This window comes from Streptomyces sp. NPDC001709 (assembly GCF_053596375.1).
On the sequence record NZ_JBSFGB010000002.1, the window covers coordinates 436,533 to 457,273 of the forward strand.

The window sequence follows — 20,741 nt, forward strand, 5'->3', positions numbered from 1 at the left end:
CGTTCGGGTCACAGGGCGTTCCTCCTGGTCGGCGCGGCCGCGGCCGGCCGGGTGGGGAGCCGTTCGGCCGCGGTGGGTGTCGGGACCGTGGCGGTCAGCCGGCCTCCGGGGTGGTGGAGAACACGAAGGAGAACTCCGCCGGTTCGGCCCGCAGGTGGTACTGGGGCAGCGGGGCCGGACCGCAGGACTGGGAGCCGATGCCGTGCTGGCCGTGGTCGAGGTTGACCCAGACCCCCGCGGCGGAGCCGCTGTCGGACGCAGTGCCGGGGGTGAGGTCGGTGCGGTGCGTGGCGGCGTCCAGTTGCTCGGTGGTCCAGCGGCGGGCGGTGAACCAGAACGCGGGGTCGCCCTCGATACGCAGGCCGCCGAGTTCGGCCCAGCGGACGTCGATGCGGGCGCCGTTCTCCTGGGGGCGGACGTAGGGCGTCTGCAGATCGTCTACGGTCGACTGCCAACGGCCGACCGCCGACGCCGTCCTGGTGTCCGGATACGCCTCGCCGGGACCGCCGCCGTACCACTGCACACGGTCGGCCGCGGACAACCCGAAGCGGATGCCGAGCCGGGGGAGGGGGACGGTCCACTCACCCTCCGGGGTGGTGCATACAGTCAACCGCAGACGGTCTCCATCCGACGTCCAGCGGTATACCGTCGACAACCCCAGTTCCCAGGCGGCCGGCGCCACGCGGGTGCGGACCGTCAGCGTGTGCGCGCCGGTCTCCACCGCGTCCAGCCGGTGTCGCATCCGGTGCAGACCGAGCTTCCGCCACAGCGGTCCGTAGCGCAGGTCGGACTGCCAGGGGGCACCGTCGTCGTTGTCGGTGGTGGCCCGCCACACATCCAGGCGCAGCCCGGAGACGGGCACCTCACCGACGGCCGTCAAGGCGCCGGTGCGGGCGTCGAAGGTGCCGGGGCCGAGGGTGATCACCCCGTCGCCGGGCACCGGCCGGGCGGTCGCCGCGACCACCGGCACCCGTCGCTCCGCCGCCCGGACCTGGCCCCAGGCCACCACATAGCCCTTCGGCGCCCACGGGCTGTCGGCCGCGAGCGCCGCCCGGACCGTCCAGTGGGCCTCGCCCGCCGGGGCCCCGGCCGGCGGCGCCGGCAGCTTGACGTCGGCGGACTCGCCGGCCGCCAGCTCCGGCACCGACAGCGTGCCGGACTCCACCGCCTCCCCCTCGACCTCGTACGACCACGAGAACGCCAGTGCCGAGAGGTCGGCGAAGTCCTGCTTGTTGGTGACCCGGACCGTGCCGTCGCCGGTGTCACCGGTGATGCCGACCGGTTCGATCACCTTCTTGTACTCCACCAGGCCGGGGGAGGGCCGCCGGTCCGGGAAGAGCAGGCCGTCGCAGACGAAGTTGCCGTCGTGCAGCTCCTCGCCGAAGTCGCCGCCGTAGGCGTAGCCCAGTTCCGGATGGGCGATGCCGTGGTCGATCCACTCCCACACGAAAGCGCCCTGCAGCCGGTCGTACGACTCGAACAGCCGCTGGTAGTCGGCGAGTCCGCCGGGGCCGTTGCCCATGGCGTGCGCGTACTCGCAGAGGATGAAGGAAAGTTCACGTCGCTTGAGGGTGCCGCCGTCCAGGCCCCGGCCGATCCGCTCGACCTCGGCGTGGTCGGCGTACATCCGTGAGTACACATCGGTGTCGCGGCAGGTGATGTCGCCCTCGTAGTGGAGCAGCCGGGAGGGGTCCCTGCCCTTGATCCACTCGGCCATCGCGGTCAGGCCCCGGCCGGTGCCGGCCTCGTTGCCCAGCGACCAGATGACCACCGACGGGTGGTTCTTGTCCCGTTCGACCATGCGGGACGCCCGGTCCAGCAGGGCCGGGGTCCAGCGGTCGTCGTCGACGGGGTTGTCCCGCCAGCCCTGCTCGGTGAAGCCGTGGGTCTCCAGGTCGCACTCGTCGATCACCCACAGCCCGTACTCGTCGCACAGGTCGAGGAAGGCCGGGTGCGGCGGGTAGTGGGAGGTGCGGACGGCGTTGATGTTGTGCCGTTTCATCAGCAGCACGTCCTCGCGCATGGTGGCGAGGTCCAGCGCGCGGCCCTGCTCCGGATGCCACTCGTGCCGGTTGACGCCCTTGAGGAGCACCGGCCTGCCGTTGACCTTGATCAGGCCGTCCGCCAGCTCCACGGTACGGAAACCGATGCGCAGCGGCACCCGCTCGCCCTCGGTGGCAAGCGTGCCCTCGTACAGCCGGGGCGTCTCCGCCGACCACGGCTCGACCGGCACGGTCACGCTCTTGCCGGTCGCGATGTCGATACCGAGTTCGGAAACGGTTACCCGGCCGTCCACGTCGGAGTCGACGCGCAGGGTGCCGGTGCCGGCACGGTGGTCGTAGGAGGCGTGCACGAAGAAGTCGAGGGCGGCGCCCGCCGGGCGGTGCAGCAGGGTGACGTCACGGAAGATGCCCGGCAGCCACCACTGGTCCTGGTCCTCCAGATAGGAGCCGGCCGACCACTGGTGGACGCGGACCGCCAGTACATTGTCTGCGGTTTTCAGTAGATGGCCGACCGCGAACTCGTGCGGCAGCCGGGACCCCTTGAACTCGCCGAGATCCGTGCCGTTCAGCCACACCCGGGCGCAGGACTCCACCCCGTCGAAGCGCAGTACGGCGCCGCCCTCGGCGTGGTCCGGCCAGTCCTGGGGCAGATCGAAGACGCGCAGATGGTCGCCGGTCGGGTTCTCGGTCGGCACCCGCGGCGGGTCGACCGGGAACGGGTAGAGGTGATTGGTGTAGATCGGGGATCCGAACGCGCCTCCGCCCTGCAGGACCCAGTGGCCGGGAACCGGGATCTGCGCCCAGTCACCGGCGTCGTACCCCTGCGCGGCGAAGGAGTCGTCCTCGGCGTCGGCCGTCCGCGACAGCCGGAAGCGCCAGTTTCCGTTCAGGGACAGGGACTTGGCGTCCGAGGACGCGTACCAGGCGCGGGGCGGCAGCGCCCCGGAGCCCGGCGAGACGTCCTCGACGTAGTCGGTGGTGGTGCGCGATGACATCGGTCTCCTCGCTCAGCCCTTGATGCCGGTCTGCGCGATCCCCTGGACCAGCCAGCGCTGGAGGAAGAGGAACACGAACAGCAGCGGCAGGATGGAAATGGCGGTTGCCAAGAAGATCTCGTGGAAGATGACGGTCTGGTTGGTGATGTACGACGAGAGCGCGACCTGGACGGTCCACGAGCTCGGGTCCTGCCCGATGACCAGCGGCCACAGGAAGGCGTTCCAGCCGTTGATGAAGGTGATTGTGGCGATCGCGGCGAAGAAGTTCAGCGAGTTGGGGACGACGACCCGCCAGTACGCGCCCCAGTAGCCGAGCCCGTCCACGCGCGCCGCCTCCTCCAGCTCCTTGGGGAACCCGAGGAAGTACTGCCGGAAGAGGAAGCAGGTGAAACCACTGAACAGGCCCGGGACGATCAGGCCCCGGTAGGTGTCCACCCAGCCGAGTGACGACACCAGTACGAAGCTCGGTACGAAGGTCACCGAGGTCGGGACCATCAGGGTGCCCAGGACGACGTAGAAGATCTTGTTGGCGTGCCGGTACGGGATGCGGGCCAGGGCGTAGCCGGCGAGCGAGCACACCAGCAGGATGCCGACCGTCATGGAGACGGCGACGATCGTGGAGTTCAGCAGGGCCCGGGCGAACGGCACCGACTGGTCGTCGAAGAGCTCGCCGATGTTGCCCCACTGCAGGTGCGTGGGGAAGAACTCCCAGTGTTCGCCGGTGATCCGCGCGTCGGTGGACAGGGCGTTGCGGAGCAGCACGTAGAACGGGATCAGGAAGAGGAAGGCGGCGACACCGGTGGCGATCCAGAGCCCCGTGCTGCCCATCACCCCGCCCCTGCGTCTCGTGGTCACTTGGAGTCCTCACCCCTTCCGAAGCCCATGAGCTTGCCCTGGAACAGGGTGACGACGACGATCAGCGCGGTCAGGATGACGGCGCCCGCGCTGCCGGCACCGTAGTCCTGTTCCGTGCCCAGGGCGGTGTAGTACAGCTCGACCAGCGGCGGCCGGCCCCATGTCGTCTTGTCGAGCAGGTTGTAGAATTCGTCGAAGGCCTGGTACGCGGCGATGAGCAGCAGCAGGATCACCGCGGTCGACGTGGCGCGCAGCTGGGGCAGCGTGATGTGCCGGAAGGTCTGCCAGCCCGGCTTGGCGCCGTCGATCGCGGCGGCCTCGTACAGCTCGGCCGGGATGTTCTGCAGCGCGGCCAGGAACAGGATCATGTAGAAACCGGACTGCAGCCACAGTCGTGCCGTGACGATGACCAGCCAGTACCAGGGCGGATCGGGGCTCGCCAGCCAGGCGATGTTGTCGATCCCGAACCAGCCGAGGACCGTGTTCATCAGGCCGAAGCGCACGCCGCTGAACAGGGACATCTTCCAGATCAGCGACGCGGCCACATAACTGCACGCGGTCGGCAGGAAGAACACCGACCGGAAGAACGCCCGCAGGAACCTGAGCCGGTTCACCAGCAGGGCGAGACCCAGCGACGACGCCCAGGTGGTCGGCACGATGAACGCGGCGAAGACGGTGAAGGTGCCGAGCGAGTGGACGAACTTGGGGTCCGTCAGCATGTAGGAGTAGTTGTCGAAACCGATGAACTTCGACGGTGTGACCGTGAAGCGTGCGTCGAAGAAGCTGAGGTAGACACTCCAGGCGATCGGCACGTAGATGAAGACGATCAGGCCGATGAGGAAGGGGCTGAGGAAGAGCCAGAAGTTGAAGGTGCGGCTGCCCCGCAGACCCCGCCAGGTCCGGGCCGGTCGGGCCTTCGCCGGGGCGGGGCCCGCGAGGGCGGGCTTGGTCGTCGTCGACATGTCGTGGTCCGTCCGCCGGCCTATCCGAAGAGCTTCTTCAGCTCGCGGCCCACCGTCCTGTCGCACTCGTCCAGAGCCTTCTCCGGGTCACCGTCCTTGCGGACGCAGTTGGCGAGGAGGTCCCAGGTCGCCTGGATCATCGCCTGGGTCCAGCCGATGTTGTCGAAGTGCCCATAGTCGTTGAAGAGCTTGACGCCCTGTGCGGGCAGACCGGACTTGAGCTTGGTCGCCGAGGCGGCGATCGAGGAGCGCGGCGGGATGTGGAAGCCGTACGAGGTCGAGAAGTCCTCCTGGTACTGCTTCTGGTCGATCCACAGCCACTTCACGTACTCCTTGGCCGCGTCGACGTCGCCGCCCTTGGCGTTGACGAACATCGACCAGCCGCCGTTGTAGACCGAGGGCTTGCCGGAGTCGACGGTCTTCGGGAAGGGGAAGATCCCGAGGTCGTCGCCGAGCGCCTGCTGGAACTGCGGCATCGCCCACATGCCGCAGAACTGGATGGCACACAGACCCTGGCTGAGCGAGGAGGGGTCCCAGAAGTCGGTCGGGGCACCGAGGAGCAGATGGCCGCTGGTGAAGAGCTTGCGCAGCTTCTTCAGGCCCTCGATGACGCCGGGCGTGTGGTAGGCGATCCGGTTCTTGTCGTCGAGGGTGTCGGCGCCCGCGGACCAGATCAGCGGGTTGACGATGGCGTGCAGGTCGTTGCCGAGGTAGACGCCCTTCATCTTGCCGGTGGTGAGCTTGGCCGCCGCCTCGATCAGCTCGTCCAGGGTCTCGGGGACCTTGACGCCGGCCTTCTCGAAGAGCGAGGGCCGGTAGAAGAAGAACTGCGGGTCGTCGATCATCCGGACGCCGTAGACCTTGCCGTCGACCGTGTGCGACTTGATGTCGGCCGCGTTGAAGTCGTCCTTGACCGGATTGACGAGGTCGCTCAGGTCCGCGACCTGGCCGCTCTTGACCAGCTGGATCTGCGGGTGGAACTCGAACACATCGGGGGCGTTCTTGGTGAGCAGCGTGGCGAAGAGCTTGCTCTCGTAGTCGGCGCTGGTGATCCACTGCGTGGTCACGTCCGCTTTCTTGTACGCGGCGGCGTACCGCTTGACCGCCTGCTCCACCCCCGGCTCGCCGTAGGCGTGGAACATCTGGGTGAGCTGCTTGCCCGAACCGGAGCCTGAGCCACGGCCGTTGTTGCTGCCGCAGGCGGCGAGCGGGGCGGCGACGGTCAGACCGGCGGCGGCCCGGAGTATCGAACGGCGGTCCCAGGCGCTGTTGCTCTGTGCCGACATGGTGACGTCCTTGTCTGTCGAGTGCGGGTGCGGGTGCGCGTGCGGCTAAGGCTGGTGCGGGACGTTAACCTTCGGCTAATGCTTCAGCAAGGGGTTGGACGAAGTCTGCTCGAAGCGTTGTATCCAGTTCGGAATACCGAACGTCCGGGCGGGGGAAGGGAGATGAGGGCCGTCCGGTCAGGGGAGTGTCCGGCGGCCCTCGGTCAGGGAAAAGGTGCCGTCGCCGGCGGGCGTGGCGGTGGCTGTCAGTCCCGAACTCCCCGCCGTCAGATGGCCGTTCGCGCCCTTCAGGGTGCCCCTCGCGTCGTACGCCACGACTGTCCCGCCGCGCCCGTGCAGGAGGCGATCGTGGCGCCCGAGGCGTCGGCGGTCAGGCACTTGCCGGACTGCCTGCCCACCAGGGCGCCGGTCAGCGCAGAACTGCTCTGGTCCCTACTGCCGTGGTCCTCCTGGTCGAAGACGTACGTCGTGATGGAACGGGCGGCCAGAGTTGTGGAAACGGTTCCGCCGCTGACATCCGGTTTCGCGACCTTCGCCCAGTTCTCGTCCGCCGACGTCCGCACCGCCTGCGTGGCCCGCACCGGTGTGTCGCTGTTGAAGTGCAGGTTCAGCGCGGTGTCGGTGGTGTTGTGGTTGTTCACCACGACCACCCACTGCCCGTTCCGGTCGTACGACGACACCTCCACGCCGTCCGGGGCCCCGGTCACGTTGTGCGCGACCGCGCCCGGCCGGACGAACCTGCTGTACTGGCCCAGCGCGTAGTACCGCTTGGTGAAGTACAGCTTCTGGTTGCCGTTCGTCGCGTAGTCGGGGTCGTAGTAGATGAGGCCGTCGTTCCAGCCCTGGTCGTTCCTCGTGTTCGGATCGGCGCCGTAGCCGCTGGCGAGAGCCACCCACCACTGGAACGCCGAGTCGTGGGAGGTCGCGAAGTCCTTGTAGATGATCCGCGACATCAGCAGCGCGTTGTCGATCGTCGGGTCGTACTCCTGGTTCCAGCCGGTGCTGCCCTTGCCGAAGCAGCAGATCTCGGTGGCCCAGGGCGTCTTCCCGACCGACCTCGACGTCTCGTAGACGTTTGCGAGCCGGCCGTCGTCCGGGTTGTCGTACGTGTGATGGGCCAGCTTGGACACGTACTGCGCGGTGCCGGGCTGTGCGATCCACTGCGGGACCTCGCTGGTGAACTGCGTGGTCTTGCTGGACTCGTCGGCGATGACCGACGTCTTCCCGTGCCGGGCCCGCTGCTCGGCGCCCAGCGCGCGCACGATGTCGTCGCGCTGGTCGACCGGCACCGGCATGCCCTCCTGGCCGCAGTCGGCGAAGCTGTTGTCCGGCTCGTTGAAGGGACTGATGTAGTCGAGCTTCACGCCCTGCCGCGCGAAGTGGTCGGTCACATCGGCGATGTACTTGGCGAAGTCGGACTCGTTCTCCGCCTTCAACCGGCCGCCGCAGCTCTTGCCGTTGGTCGTCCACCGGGCGGGCGCGCTGTTGACGAAGCCGATCAGGTCCTCCACGCCGTACTGCGCGGCGTACTTCAGGAACGTCCGGCCGCCCCTGTCCCGGCTCCAGTCGTACGAGCCGTCGGGATCGAGGAAGTCCTCGGCGGCGCGGGCCGGGGTGGTGACGGCGACACCGCCGCCGCCGATGTTGTAGCGGTACGAGCTGAGGTCCAAGCCCTGCTTGGAGAAGAGGAGTCGGGCGACCCGGGCCTGGACCCTGGGGTCGAAGTGCTGGAGGTCGTTGACCCACCAGGCGCCGGACGCACCGATGTTGTCGATGGTCTGCGCGGCGTGGGGGGAGACCTCGGCGGGGGCCGGGGCGGCGGTGGCGCTCGCGGACGGGGAGGTGAGGAGGGCTCCGGTGACGGCCAGTGCGGCGGAGGCTGTCAGCAGCAGGGATCTCTTGCGGGGGTGAGACACGTGCATCCCTTCCGTCGTCATGAAGGCGGTGCGGTACGGCTCCTTGCGAGGGCGGTGGTGCGCTTGGCGGTGCCCTTGGTGGTGCCCTGCCTCTGCCCGACGGACTGCAGCGCCCCCTCCAGCGCGAACGTGGCCGCGCCGAGGGAGACCGGGTCGGTGGGGATCGGGGAGAGGACGATCTCGGTGGCGGCCAGCGGCCGACGCAGCGCGTGCCGGGCGACCGCCTGGCGGACCTCGTCGAGCAGCGGCTCGCCCAGCCGGGCGGCGACCCAGCTGCTGAGCACGACCACTTCGGGGTTGAGCAGATTGATCAGGTCGGAGATGCCGGCGCCCAGGTAACGGGCGGTGTCCCGGACCACCTTGACCGCGACCGGGTCGCCGGCGGCGACCGCGCGGGCCAGCGCGTCGATGGTGGCTGTCTGGTCCTCGGGGTGCAACAGGGGGGAGCGCGGGCTGAGTTCGCGCAGGTTCTGCATGATGCCGGGCGCGCCGACGTACGTCTCGACACAGCCGTGGTTGCCGCAGTGGCAGAGCCGGCCGTCCAGCACCAGCGTGGTGTGGCCCCACTCACCGGCGCTGTTGCTCACGCCCCGGTGCAGCCCGCCGCCGAGGGCGAGACCGGCGCCGACCCCCGTGCCCAGATTGACCACGACCGCGTCCCCGCGGCCCCGGGCGGCCCCGAACCACAGCTCGGCCACCGCGCAGGCGCGCAGCGGATTGTCCAAGTGCAGGGGGTAGGCGATGTGTTCGGCGAGCAGATCGAGCAACGGCACGTCGTGCCAGTCCCAGTTGGGCGCGTACTCGGCGACGCCGGTGTCCCGGTCGACCTGGCCCGGCACGCTCACCCCGACCCCCAGCACCCGGGCCGCCTCGACCCCGGCCTGCGCCACCACCGAGCCCACGGCGGCGGCCACATGGCCGACCACCTGCTCCGGGCGGCTCTCGCCGGGCCGCATGTCCTCGTCGGCGCGGGCCAGCACGTTCAGCGCCAGGTCGAACAGCTCGACGTGGACGTAGGTCTCCGCGATGTCGACGCCGATCAACGCGCCCCCCGACGCGTTGACGGCCACCAGGCCGCGGGGGCGGCCGCCGGCCGAGTCCTCGAAACCCACCTCGGTGATCATGCGTAGGTCCAGCAGCTCGCCGACCAGCGTGGCGACCGTGGCCAGGCTCAGTCCGGTGGCGGCGGCCAGCTCCTGCCGGGAGGTGGGAGACTCGGCGATGATCTGGCGCAGCACCTCGTAGCGGTTCGCGGTGCGGATGTCACGTGATGTGCGCTTCAACGCGGCTGCCCCTCCCGTCCCGTCCAGCCGGACTGCGTCGGGGCGACAATCGACACCGGCGCGGGCGTCAGACTATGGGCTCGGAGGGGGTTTCTACAAGGGATTAGGAAAGGGGCTGGAGGAAGTCCCGCCCGAGCGGCCCTCAGTCGTAGGGGAGGCCGAGCAGGTCCCGCACGAAGGCGTTGGCGAACGTGCCGGAAGGATCCACGGGGCGGGCCAGGGCCTGGAAGTCGTGCAACCGTGCATAGCGGCCGCGGAGTACGGCCGAGGGGATCTGGAAGACCTTCCCCCAGTGCGGGCGCGAGTCGAACGGCTCCAGCACCTCCTCCAGTCGGCGCACCACCGGCAGCACTGCCGTCTCGTCCCGCACCCAGGTGAAGTGCAGCGCGACCGAATCCCGTCCGTGGGCCGGGCTCAGCCACTGCCTGTCGGCGGCGACCGTACGCACCTCGCAGGTCTGCAGGACACCGGCGACCGCCGACCGGATACCGTCGATCGCATACAGCGCCTCGACCGCAGTCGACCGCGGCAGCAGATACTCCGACTGGATCTCCTCCCCGCTGCTCGGCGTGAACTCCGCCCGGAAGTGCGGTAGCCGCTCGTGCCACGGCCCGGGCACGCCCAGCTGCTCGGTGCAGTTGCGCGCGGGCATGCCCGGCACCGGGTGCAGCGGGCCCGCCGCGGGCGCGGCCCACGGGAAGTCCACCGCCGGCCGGTCCGTGCGCCGCTTGACCCACACCTGTCTGAAGCCCGGCTTCCGCCAGTCCGTGAACAGGCTCACGCTGTACCCCGCGGCCGCCACGGCATCGAAGTCCAGCCCCTCCAGCGGGAGTTCGGTGTAGACCCGCTGCTCCACCTCGTACGCCGGCTCCAGGTCGAGCGTGAGCGCCGTGACGACGCCGAGCGCGCCGAGGGAGGTCACGACACCGTCGAACCGCTGGTCGTCCCGGCCCATCGTCCCGGTGTCGCCGCTCGCGACGATCATCTCCACCTCCCGGACCGCCGACGCCAGCGGGCCGTTGTCCACGCCCGAGCCATGCGTGCCCGTGGCCACCGAACCGGCCACCGAGATGTGCGGCAGGGAGGCCATGTTGGGCAGGGCGAGACCGTGCGCGTGGACCGTGCGGGCCAGTTCGGCGTAGCGGGCCCAGCCCGACACCCGGACCGTGCGCGCCGCCGTGTCGACGTCGATCTCCCGCGGCAGACCAGCGGTGGACAGCAGCACGCCGTCCGGGCCCGGGTCGGCGATCCGGTTGAAGGAATGCCCGCTGCCCAGCACCCGCACCCGCTCACTCCGCGCCACCAGTGCCGCGAGCACGTCGACGGTGCGCGGACGGTGGAACTGCCGCGGGGTGTAGCTGACGGTCCGCGCCCAGTTGGTGATCGTCCCGCGGGTCTTGGCCGTCCCTGTCACAGCTGCGTCCCTCCCGGAGAGTACGTGTGGGCCGACCCTCTCATCCAGCATGACCCGGGAGGGAGGCTTGCTGCGGATTTCGTTGTCCAGACGGACATTGATTGATGCATCTCGAATATCACTGGCTCCACTGCTGCGATATCGGTACCGTCCCGCTCATGACTCAGGAACCGCTTCCCGCCCGCCTGCCCGTCACCGACCGCACCCGCCACCGCCGCCTGCGCGAGCAGGGCAGCCGGGAGCGGGCGGAGCTGGAGGCGATCCTGGACGCCGCCTTCGTCTGTCACCTCGGCGTGCTGGTCGACGGGCGGCCGGTCGTCGTGCCCACGGTGTACGGGCGGGACGAGCGCTGGCTGTATCTGCACGGGTCCGTGGCCAGCCGAAGCCTCGCCGGTGACACGCCGGTGTGTGTGACCGTCACCCACGTGGACGGGCTCGTGCTCGCCCGGTCCGTCTTCGAGCACGGCGTCAACTACCGCAGCGCCATGATCCACGGCACGGCCCGCAAGGTCACCGACCCCGAGGAGAAGCTGGAGGGCCTGCGCCGGCTCACGGAGCACTCCGCGCCGGGTCAGTGGTCGTACGCCCGCCGCCCCAGCCGCAAGGAGCTGGCCGCCACCACCCTCCTCGCCCTCTCCCTCGAAGAGGCCTCCGTCAAGATCCGTACCGGCGCCCCGGACGACGGCGACGGACCCGACGCCGCCCTCGGCCTGTGGGCCGGGGTCCTGCCGCTGACCACGGTCTGGGGCACCCCGGAACCCGACCCGGCGCTGCCGGCCCGGACCGCCGTACCGGACCACATCGCGCGCCGTGCGGGGACCCGGCACGGTTGAGCCGCAGGCGGGGGCATACGGTGTAAGTCGTACGCCTGAGCCGGGAGGAGACAGACGGATGGGCAGTCGTACCGCGCTGGTCGAGGATCTGATGGAACGGTTCCCGCACGTGCCACGGGAAGCCGTCTTCAAGGAGGATCTGCTCCGCGGCGGTGTCGCCTTCGACCCGTCCGCCCTCAGTGACAACGAGGGCGGCGAGGTCAAGCCGAAGTCGTACTTCATCTTCTCCTTCGACCACGGCACCCTGCCCGAGCTGGGCGAGGCCGCGCTGCGCCGGCCCCCGGAGGAGATCATCCTCACCGGTGGGCCGTACGACCTGCGGCGTACGGTTGTCTCCGTACGGGTGAACCCCGCCTCGCCCTACCGGGTCGCCGCCGACGACGAGGGGCTGCTCGGGCTCTACCTCGACGGGAAGCGGATCGCCGACGTCGGTGTGCCGCCCATGCCGGAGTACTACCGGCACACCCTCTCCAACGGGAAGTCCGTGATGGAGGTGGCCCCGACCATCCAGTGGGGCTATCTGATCTACCTCACCGTCTTCCGGGTCTGCCAGTACTTCGGCGCCAAGGAGGAGTGCCAGTACTGCGACATCAACCACAACTGGCGCCAGCACAAGGCCGCCGGTCGACCGTATACAGGAGTCAAGGACGTCGAGGAGGTCCTCGAGGCCCTGGAGATCATCGACCGGTACGACACCCAGCGGGCGTCGACCGCATACACGCTGACCGGCGGCGCGATCACCAAGACGGTCGCGGGCCGGGACGAGGCCGACTTCTACGGCCACTACGCCAAGGCCATCGAGGAGCGCTTCCCGGGCCGCTGGATCGGCAAGGTCGTCGCGCAGGCGCTGCCCAAGGCGGACGTGCAGCGGTTCAAGGACTACGGCGTGCAGATCTACCACCCCAACTTCGAGGTGTGGGACCGCCGGCTGTTCGAGCTGTACTGCCCCGGCAAGGAGCGGTACGTCGGCCGGGACGAGTGGCACAAGCGGATCCTGGACTCGGCCGAGGTGTTCGGCGCACGCAATGTGATCCCCAACTTCGTGGCGGGCGTGGAGATGGCCGAGCCGTTCGGCTTCACCACGGTCGACGAGGCGATCGCGTCCACGACGGAGGGCCTGCGCTTCTTCATGTCGCACGGCATCACGCCCCGTTTCACCACCTGGTGCCCGGAGCCCACCACCCCGCTCGGCAAGGCCAACCCGCAGGGCGCTCCGCTGGAGTACCACATCCGGCTGCTGCAGGCCTATCGCCAGACGATGGACGACTTCGGGCTCTCCTCCCCGCCCGGCTACGGCCCGCCCGGACCCGGCCGCGCGGTCTTCTCCGTCAGCTCCTTCATGGACAGCCTGTCCGCCGGTGACCCGGTGGCGGACGCCGCGGAGGTGCCGGCCGAGGTGTGATCCCGCGCACCGGGCCGGCCGGACGGTGAGTACAGCGGCGCCCGCATCCGTACAGGAGGCCGGAGTTGCGGGCCCATCGCGTCACGCAGCCGGCCCGCCACCCCCGGTAACCGGATGTGAACAGGCCGCTTGTCAGTTGTGTCAAGGGCGTGAAAGGCTCTGTGCCCTGCCGCGAGGTTCCCTCGCAACTCCCTTCCTCATGTGGTGAGTTGCCCTCGTTCGTGGATGCAGGAGTCCCATGCCCGACCTGCCGACCCCCAAGGACGCCACCGAGTCCGCGCTGTTCTCGGAGGGCTGGGACGCCGTGCTCAGTTACGCGGACCTGTGCACCTCCGGGTCCCTGACGGCCCATCAACTGGCGACCGAGGCGTTCACGCTCGGCATGCGCGAGGTCCGCGCCGCCGCGAGCACCCATGTGCGCGGCGCGGGCCGGCGTACCGCACGGCTGCCCACCATCCCGGCGCTGCTCACCGCCGTACGCGACACCGCCGCCGCCTGGGAGGCCGACGGGCAGGGGCACAAGCTCGACCCCGACCTCAGACTGTGGCTCAACTCCGGTAAGGCCGCCCGCTTTTCGGGGCCGCCGCTGGAGCGCCCGGTCGCGTTGCGCGGCCTCAGGGACATGCAGGAGGCCGACGCGGCGCTGCTGTGGCTGGCCGAGGTGGAGGCACTGCCCCTGCCCACCGTCGCCCGCCGGCTCGGCCTGGACCCGGCCACCGTCGCCGACGAACTCGACCAGGTCCGCACCCTGTTCCGGGACCGCTGCCGCCGCGCCCACCTGGACACCCCGATGGACGCGCAGTGCCGCTCCTACGCCCGTCTGCTCGACGCGGTCACCCGCTCGCCGGCCGCCGGCACCCCCGACGACCTCTCCCGGCACCTCGCCACGTGCGTGCGGTGTGCCGAGGCCGCCGCGTGCCTGCGCCTGCACGGCGGCGGGCTGCCCGCCGCGCTGGCCGGCGGGGTCATCGGCTGGGGCGGCCTCGCCTACCTGGAACGCCGCCGCCGCGCCGCCGAGGTCCGCCTCGGCGCCGGCCGCCCCGGCGGTGCCGACCCCGCCGGCGACGATCCGGAGGAGGGCACCGGCCGCAGCCGCGTCCTGCGCGGCAGCCTGCTCGCCGCCGCCGTGCTGCTGTCGGCGCTGGCGCTCGGCGTGTCGATGATGCCGTTCGGCGACTCCGGCGGCGACTCCGCCGCCGCCCGCGAGAACAGCCGGCCGATCGCCGACCCCAGCCTCTCCCGCCCCACCACCCGTCCGGCCTCGCCGACGGCACCCGCCGCCGGCCCCTCCGCAGTGCGTACGACAGCCGCCTCCGGCCGGGAGCGGCCCGACCCCGAACCGCAGGGCACCACCTCCTCGGCCGCGCACTGGCCCGCCCCCGGCCGCACCACCGCATCCGCGCCCGCCGCGAGCTGCCAGGTCGCCTACGACCTCGTCAACCAGTGGCCCGACGGCTTCCAGGCCACCGTCACGGTCACCACCGGTCGGCCCCTCGACGGCTGGAGCGTGTCCTGGGCCTTCCGCGACGGCCAGCAGGTCGGCCAGATGTGGGACGCCACCGTCCACCAGGACGGCTCCCGCGTCACCGCCACCGCCGCCGACTACAACAAGACCGTCGCCGCGCACGGCACCCTGTCGTTCGGGTTCATCGGCACCTGGCAGGGAAGAAACCGGGCGCCGTACGGCTTCACGCTGAACGGGGCGTCCTGCACGGCCGGATGAGCACGGGCGGCGAACATCGTCGCCGTGTCGCGGAGGCCCGCGTACTCGATCGATCCGACGGCCACACCGCTCCCCTGTGGCGGTGTGACCGTCGGAGTTTCAGGGGCCGGCACCGGGACTCGCCCCAGCGCACAGCCGTCCAGTCCACCGCGACGCCCTCCTGTCGCAGGTCAGCACTGCCACCTCGACCGACGAGTGAGGTGATCTCCGAGTCCGTCGTGACGGGGAGGGGTCATCTCGAAGACGCGGTGAGCGGCGAGGGCCGTGATGATGTAACGCTCATTCATGTCTCCTGCGGAGGCGAGAACTCCATCACGATCAGGGATCATGCTGCACTCACTCACGGATGTCAATTGACGCCTAGATCATCCATCGGGACCCCTCGATGGGCTACAAATGTGACCCCGTTGGTGCGGTGCGCACCCTTCTGGCGCTAACCTTCAGTGCGCCGCCCACGCGGGTTTACCGACGACGAAGCAGGAGACCGCCTGTTTATGGAGAAGACCACCGGGGTGGAGGACGTCGCGGCGGCCCTGGCATCGATCAAGGCGGAGCTCGAAGAACTGGGCCACACCATCGAGGTGATCAACTTCGACCGGCTCACCCATGAAACGGGCATCGCCGAGGCGACGGTCCGCAAACTCTTCGCAGGGGAGTGCGTCGCTCCCGAGGAGGTCGACCCGCCCTTCAAGGACCGCCTGCGGTTCCTCCTGGACACGAGGCTCAAGGAGAACGGGCGCAAGCACACGTTCCAGGAGGTCGCCGATGCCGTCGGCGTGGCCAAGTCCACGATCACCAACCTGCTGAACGGCTCGCGCAACCCGGGATTCGACGTCAGCAAGGACCTGGCGGAGTTCTTCAACGCCCCGGGCTTCTTCACGCTCGGTCCGAAGACGGCTCTCCTGACGGCCCTTGAGCCCGTCCTGGAACAGGCACGTCTGATCGCCGAACTCAAGGGCCGGCAGGTGCAGCGCGTGGCTCTGCGGGGAAGCGTGTCGGCCGGCAGTGACCAGTTGTCACGGCAGTTGCAGGCGGCGATCCACCAGGTGGTCGAAACGGCCCAGCGCGCGTCCCAGGCACCGGCGGCTGCGACCGGTGGCGACGAGGACCCCGAACTCAGCGAACTCGCTGCCACGATGCGCTCGTTGCCGGCGAAGCACCGCAGGAGCGTGATGGGCATCCTCAGAAACGCGGTCGGCCTGGCCAAGCACGACGACTGACGACAGCTCCTGGATGCGGTCCGCGGCCTCGTGGCGCCCGGCCGGCCCGGGGAGACCGTCCGTCACCTCGATGGGCGCCGCACGCTTCTCGCGGCGCGATACTGCCGCGCCAGGACGCGGAGAGAGGCTGGGATCGACGGTCGCGCCCCGCCGTGCAGGAGGTCACCCCCCTTGCGTCGTACGGCCTGGAGCTGGAGCACCTGAAGGGAGATCAGGGCTCGCAGGAACGGCCGGTAGGGCGCGTCGACCAGATCAGGCAGTCCCCGGCACGCGGTGAGCGCGGTCTCGGCGAGATCGGCCTGCGCGCCGACCAGCCGCCCCAGAGCGGGAACGCGTGCCTGCGACTTGCTTCGCAGGTCCTCGACGGTCAGCCCGTACCGGTGAAGTTCCTCGGTCGCGATGCCGATGCGGCCCTGCTCGGCGTCCTCGGCGAGATCGGCCAGGAAGTCGATGCGCTGCCACCCCTCGATCAGCGCCCGGCATCCCTGGCGGAACAACTCGTCCACACCTGCGGTCGGCGCCGGCGCGATCAGCGACGCGGTGAGCATCAGGGCGGGCAGCGAGTAACGGTCGATGTAGGCCTGGTAGTCGGCCTCGCTGTCGAAGCCGGTCCATTCGGCCTCGACGGGCGCCCCGTCCAGGAAGTCGTGCACGCGCGCAGCCGTGTGCGGGCATCGGCGTGCGGTGTCGGCGAGCGCCCGGAGCAGAGTGGACGCGGGAGCCCCCGGGCCGGGGACGGCATCGAGTGCCTCCGTGACCTCATGGTGCCATGAACTCAGTGCTTCCTTGCGGGCGCCGACCTCTCCGGCGTCGATCCGCTCGTCGGTTTCGTGCATGAAGGCCACCATGGCGACGACGGACGGATGGAGCTTCGCGGGGAGCAGCAGCCGGGTGGCGAGGTACTGGTGGAGGGCGTACTTGCGTACCAGGTCGCGCTGGGCGTCGTAGGCTCGCCGCAGTGTCGGGTCAGTGATGCCGGCCTCGGTCAGGGCCGCGGGCCATCGGGGCACTGCTCTCCTTCGGTTGGTGGTTCCGGTACGGGCACGGACGGTCAGCGGTCCAGGAGGACGCGGGCCGTGCGCAGCAGGACACGGGGGCGGGTGAGGGTTCGCGGAGGCCGTCGCATGTGGACGACGTCCATGTAGGCGCGGTTGATCTCCGGATCCCGGACCGATGCTTGTGTGATCTTGTCGCCTACCCAGCGGATCAGGGGATAACCGCGTGGATAGGGACCGGTGACGTGGGGCTGGGCCAGGTCGGCGGTCGTGGACAGTTTCCACCCGGCGTCGATGAAGACCTCCGCGCGACGGAAGTAGTCCCAGGCCGGGGCGTGCGGCGCGGCTCCGGAGCGCAGGTACGTGGCGAGCGCGCCGGCCTGCAGGGCCGCGAGGGTGAGTCCCTGCCCGTAGACCGGGTTGACGGAGGCCATGGAATCGCCCGCCGCGACCAGTCCGCCCGGGAAGCGACTTGTCGCGCGGAACAGGCGGCGCCGGCTCTCACGGAAGGAGAACGTGCCGACATCGCCCTGCAGCGCGCAGTGGTCGGCGACCTCCCGCAGCGGGGCGACGCAACGTCGCATTCTGGCGACGAACTCCCGCGGGTCCCTGGTGGGGCGGTGACCGGCGTAACCGGCCAGGACGACCGTCCACCGGCCGTTCTCGACCGCCGCGAGTGCTCCGGGTTCGCAGCGTGCGGGCTGGTAGCCGCTGTCGGGTCCCGGGGTGGAGTGCGCGATCACCGTCCCCGGGAGTTCGCTGCCCCGGTGGAAGGTGGCCGTGGCGTAGCCGAGGTCGATCCGCATCCGCTCCACAGGCGGCATGGGCCACCCCTCCTGCTCGAGCCAAGCGCTCAGGCGGCTCGAGCGCCCCATGGCATCGACGACGAGGTCGGCGGCGAGCGTCGTCTCGTGCCCGTGCCTGTGCTCGTGTTCGTGCCTGTGCTCGTGTTCGTGCCCGGCCGGGGTGTAGCGGACGCCGCACACGCGGTCGCCCCGCACCAGGAGTCCTTGGCCGCGGCCGGTGAGGAAGCGCACGTTGGGCAGGTCTCGCGTGCGCCGTCGTACGGCGCGCTCGATGAACGGGCGTGTGGCGCCGAGCATTTCGACGTCGTCCAGGGGTGGGCGTGGCCTGCCGTCGACGTAGAACCGGACCGCTCGGCCGCTGCCGACCAGGGCGCCCTGCGCGGTCATCTCCCCGGTGATGCCGGGAAACCAGCGTTCCAGCTGCGCGTGCCCCATCGCGAGCAGGGCGTGCAACTGGTGCCGGTGCGGTGCGCCTGGGCCGGTTGCCTCACCGTCGAGGTGGTCTGGTTCCACGATGACGACCTCTTCGGCGAAGTCGCTCAGCACGCGGGCCGCCAACAGGCCCGCGTAGCTTCCACCGAGCACAACTGCCCGTTGCACGGGGCTCCCCTCCGAGCCCGTGACGGCTCAGCTCCGTTCGAATGGGTGCGTCGCCGAGAAGAGCGACCGGACGGGACACTATCGTGCCGCTGTGCGAGCCCGGGGCACCCCTTCGCCCTCCTGGGCAGAGCGGACCACCTGGAGTGACGAGTCCACCAGCGGGGAGCGGAGCGCCCGGGCCAGGCGCACCAGGCGGGTCCTCTCCTGAGCGGCGGGCGTGTTCTTTCCCGGGGCGAACAGCGCCGGCCCGGCAGAAGCGGCCGGTGCCGCGCCGTCCGGGCCTGCCGCCTGGAGTCGTTCGACCGCGTCACGCAGGACCGCGGCCGTGGCAGCGGCTTCGAGCTCGTGGGGGGACAGGCCCTTCTTCCCCAGGCCCAGCTGGCTTCGCAAGGCGTCGGTCTTCATGGCCTCGCTGTACAGGCCCGCGACCGCCTGCGCCGGCAAGTCGCTGATCCAGGCGCGCCGTTCCAGCTGCCGGATTCCGTCGAGGATCTCGATCACTCGTCGGTGAAGTGTCCACCGGACATTGAAGATGCGATTCGGCTTGGACCGCGCGGGACCGGCTGAGGCCTGCCGGTCGCTGTGATCCGACCGGCGGCGCCCCGAGCCCAGGGACAGTTCCTGGTCGACCCCGGCGACGACGAGATCCCACAACGGCTGCAGCACCGCGATGTCCCGACGTTCGCCGAGCCACTTGCTCAACGCCGCTCCGGAGACTCCGTAGCACGTCATGATGGATCCCACGACTCCGAAGGCGGAGCCCAGCACGCCCAGGTCGTCGAGTTGGTGGTGACCGAGGGCGGCGGCCGCGGCCGCGGGCGCCGAGCACACCACGTACCCGGACGTCACGAGCATGCTGCGCCCGTACCAGCGGACGGAGTGCATGATCGCCTTGTCGTCGGCCCGTGCGCGTCGCGTACGACGCCATGTGTGCACCGTTCCGCAGGTGAGCATGGTCAGAAACACAGTGAGGAAGACCTGCACCTGCGGATGGTTCACCTGGGCGGTATTGAACTCGAGCGGAACGACCGGTCCGCCGAGATCCGTGGTCACAAACGTGACGACCATGACCGCGAAGGCGATGCCGTAGGCGACCGTCCAGGCAGCGATCTGCCGCCGGACCCGCCGCGGTTGATCCGACCGGGACGGGGTCCACACGATGGTCAACAGGTGCTGCGTCCCGAAGCACAACAGGATGCCCAGGTAGATCGGCAGCGTAGGGAGCCACGGTTGACCGGACGCCGAACCGAGACTCCGGTATCCGAAGGGTGAGGCGACGACGTAGACGATGCCGCCCAGTCCGTGGGTCGCAACCTGCAGGCTCAGCCCGAAAGAAGGGGAACGGACGAAGGCAGAGGCCTTCCAGACGGCGATCGTCAGATGGAGGGCGGCGATCACCAGGTAGACAGTGGTCGCGCTGCTCTCAGACACCAGTCCTCCGGTGGGTGAAGCTGAAGGCGAAGCCATGCGCGTCGGACTCTTGGAGCGCGATCTTGCGGTCCAGCGCCACGGTGGCGAAGGCCTCGACTTTTCGCTCGACCGGCGAGTCGTAGTGGGACCGTTGGAAGAACGCGGTGACCGTATCGGGGTTGAGCGCGGGTGTGAGCTGAACCGCCAGTTCCCTCGACAGCGGGCTGCCGTCACTCGCCCCGACAGGCACCGTGACGTCCTCCGCCTTGTCGAAGAGGAAATGACCCAGTTCGTGGGCGATGGAGTTCACTTGGGTGAGTTCACTGGCGTGCTCGTCGACCGCGATGTAGTCCTGGTCCGGGGTGGCGAGAGAAAACGCGCTGACGGTGGGCGGCATGTCGATGTACAGTACAGAGATGGGGGTGCCGCGCCGTTCTGCGACGAGCTCCACCAGAGCGTCGATGCTCTGCACGCTTGAAAGGCCCAAGTCCCTGCGGATCTGCCGGGCAGCCGCATGGGTTTCGCGGCGTATGGCGAGTTCTTCCCTGAGCGTGCCGATCCAGCGTGGCCATTCCGGTCGCCCACGGCCCGTCCTCACGATCGGCAGCCTCCTCGTTCCCCTCCACCTGGGACCGCGGCCACCGCGCGCCGGTTGAACCTCTCGTCGACGAGGGTGGCGGTCTGCGCAGCGCCCGGTTGCGGGAGCCATGCCCGGTGCTTGGCTGGAAGCCCCGCTTGTACTGCCCTGGTGCCCGCTCCTGTGGCGGATCGCGCGATCCACCCCGTCATCCGTTCTCCTCACCCTGCCCCGACCACACCCCGGAAACCGCGTTCAAGTCACCAGACCCGGACTGTGTTTCAAAGCGTGTCGACCAACGCGTCGTCAACTATAGGGCGGGAACGTCGAGGGGTGGGCAGCCTACCGCGGCCCGTGAAGCCGATGCGGCGGAGGAGTTGGCCCTTGAGCGCGCAGCCGCGCGAGCGGGCGGACGGCTGGGACGAGGCGTGGGCGGACCATTTCCGCACCCTACGACTCCG

14 protein-coding genes and 1 pseudogene are annotated in these 20,741 nt (G+C 69.9%); 4 read left to right on the forward strand and 11 right to left on the reverse strand.

What is annotated here, in order from left to right:
* Positions 1-94 precede the first annotated feature (94 nt).
* From ACWC0C_RS04840 to ACWC0C_RS04870, 7 genes and pseudogenes are all read right to left on the reverse strand, one after another.
* Positions 95-2,998, reverse strand: a complete 2,904-nt coding sequence (locus ACWC0C_RS04840; RefSeq protein ID WP_450861611.1) for a glycoside hydrolase family 2 TIM barrel-domain containing protein — start codon at positions 2,996-2,998, stop codon at positions 95-97.
* A gap of 12 nt (positions 2,999-3,010) precedes the next feature.
* Positions 3,011-3,826 (reverse strand): carbohydrate ABC transporter permease, encoded by an 816-nt coding sequence (locus tag ACWC0C_RS04845; RefSeq protein WP_450861728.1) that lies wholly within the window; start codon positions 3,824-3,826, stop codon positions 3,011-3,013.
* A 23-nt stretch (positions 3,827-3,849) separates the two neighbouring features.
* On the reverse strand, positions 3,850-4,815 hold the full coding sequence (locus ACWC0C_RS04850) for a carbohydrate ABC transporter permease (RefSeq protein ID WP_450861613.1): 966 nt from the start codon (positions 4,813-4,815) through the stop codon (positions 3,850-3,852).
* 20 nt (positions 4,816-4,835) lie between these two features.
* Complete coding sequence (locus ACWC0C_RS04855; protein WP_450861615.1) at positions 4,836-6,101, reverse strand: ABC transporter substrate-binding protein; 1,266 nt, start codon at positions 6,099-6,101, stop codon at positions 4,836-4,838.
* Between the two features lie 213 nt (positions 6,102-6,314).
* A pseudogene (locus ACWC0C_RS04860) lies at positions 6,315-8,023 on the reverse strand (glycoside hydrolase); the annotation flags it as partial.
* Between the two features lie 11 nt (positions 8,024-8,034).
* Positions 8,035-9,300, reverse strand: a complete 1,266-nt coding sequence (locus ACWC0C_RS04865) for an ROK family transcriptional regulator (protein WP_449194666.1) — start codon at positions 9,298-9,300, stop codon at positions 8,035-8,037.
* Between the two features lie 142 nt (positions 9,301-9,442).
* Positions 9,443-10,714: a D-arabinono-1,4-lactone oxidase gene (locus ACWC0C_RS04870; protein WP_450861617.1), complete on the reverse strand. Its 1,272-nt coding sequence runs from the start codon at positions 10,712-10,714 to the stop codon at positions 9,443-9,445.
* A gap of 158 nt (positions 10,715-10,872) precedes the next feature.
* On the opposite strand from ACWC0C_RS04870, the gene ACWC0C_RS04875 reads away from it, so the two are divergent.
* The 4 genes from ACWC0C_RS04875 (at position 10,873) to ACWC0C_RS04890 (ending at position 15,892) form a co-directional block, all read left to right on the forward strand.
* Entirely contained in the window at positions 10,873-11,547 is a 675-nt protein-coding gene (locus ACWC0C_RS04875; RefSeq protein ID WP_450861619.1) for a pyridoxamine 5'-phosphate oxidase family protein, read from the forward strand.
* 58 nt (positions 11,548-11,605) lie between these two features.
* Entirely contained in the window at positions 11,606-12,949 is a 1,344-nt protein-coding gene (locus tag ACWC0C_RS04880) for a radical SAM protein (RefSeq protein ID WP_449194663.1), read from the forward strand.
* Positions 12,950-13,187: 238 nt separating this feature from the next.
* The gene (locus ACWC0C_RS04885; protein ID WP_450861622.1) at positions 13,188-14,672 is read left to right on the forward strand and encodes a cellulose binding domain-containing protein; all 1,485 of its coding nucleotides are present in this window, start codon (positions 13,188-13,190) and stop codon (positions 14,670-14,672) included.
* Positions 14,673-15,166: 494 nt separating this feature from the next.
* Positions 15,167-15,892, forward strand: coding sequence for a helix-turn-helix domain-containing protein (locus ACWC0C_RS04890; RefSeq protein ID WP_450861624.1), 726 nt, complete (start codon positions 15,167-15,169; stop codon positions 15,890-15,892).
* A 62-nt stretch (positions 15,893-15,954) separates the two neighbouring features.
* On the opposite strand, the gene ACWC0C_RS04895 is transcribed toward ACWC0C_RS04890, so the two are convergent.
* The 4 genes from ACWC0C_RS04895 to ACWC0C_RS04910 all read right to left on the reverse strand — a co-directional run bounded on the left by ACWC0C_RS04895 (position 15,955) and on the right by ACWC0C_RS04910 (position 20,301).
* On the reverse strand, positions 15,955-16,902 hold the full coding sequence (locus ACWC0C_RS04895) for a squalene/phytoene synthase family protein (protein ID WP_450861626.1): 948 nt from the start codon (positions 16,900-16,902) through the stop codon (positions 15,955-15,957).
* A gap of 41 nt (positions 16,903-16,943) precedes the next feature.
* A complete protein-coding gene (locus ACWC0C_RS04900) occupies positions 16,944-18,293 on the reverse strand; it encodes an FAD-dependent oxidoreductase (RefSeq protein ID WP_450861627.1) in 1,350 nt (449 codons plus the stop codon).
* A 78-nt stretch (positions 18,294-18,371) separates the two neighbouring features.
* Positions 18,372-19,724, reverse strand: a complete 1,353-nt coding sequence (locus ACWC0C_RS04905; protein ID WP_450861629.1) for a DUF6545 domain-containing protein — start codon at positions 19,722-19,724, stop codon at positions 18,372-18,374.
* Positions 19,717-20,301 carry an ImmA/IrrE family metallo-endopeptidase gene (locus tag ACWC0C_RS04910; RefSeq protein WP_450861631.1) on the reverse strand — a complete coding sequence of 195 codons (585 nt, stop codon included), beginning with the start codon at positions 20,299-20,301 and terminating at the stop codon, positions 19,717-19,719. Before ACWC0C_RS04910 ends, ACWC0C_RS04905 begins: the two co-directional genes overlap by 8 nt.
* Positions 20,302-20,741 lie beyond the last annotated feature (440 nt).

Excerpts from the sequence above, each read along its gene's own strand:
- ACWC0C_RS04845 (WP_450861728.1), bottom strand. The coding sequence starts at position 3,826 with ATGGGCAGCACGGGGCTCTGGATCGCCACCGGTGTCGCCGCCTTCCTC.
- ACWC0C_RS04850 (WP_450861613.1), bottom strand. The coding sequence starts at position 4,815 with ATGTCGACGACGACCAAGCCCGCCCTCGCGGGCCCCGCCCCGGCGAAG.
- ACWC0C_RS04880 (WP_449194663.1), top strand. The coding sequence starts at position 11,606 with ATGGGCAGTCGTACCGCGCTGGTCGAGGATCTGATGGAACGGTTCCCG.
- ACWC0C_RS04855 (WP_450861615.1), bottom strand. The coding sequence starts at position 6,101 with ATGTCGGCACAGAGCAACAGCGCCTGGGACCGCCGTTCGATACTCCGG.
- ACWC0C_RS04885 (WP_450861622.1), top strand. The coding sequence starts at position 13,188 with ATGCCCGACCTGCCGACCCCCAAGGACGCCACCGAGTCCGCGCTGTTC.
- ACWC0C_RS04875 (WP_450861619.1), top strand. The coding sequence starts at position 10,873 with ATGACTCAGGAACCGCTTCCCGCCCGCCTGCCCGTCACCGACCGCACC.
- ACWC0C_RS04840 (WP_450861611.1), bottom strand. The coding sequence starts at position 2,998 with ATGTCATCGCGCACCACCACCGACTACGTCGAGGACGTCTCGCCGGGC.
- ACWC0C_RS04890 (WP_450861624.1), top strand. The coding sequence starts at position 15,167 with ATGGAGAAGACCACCGGGGTGGAGGACGTCGCGGCGGCCCTGGCATCG.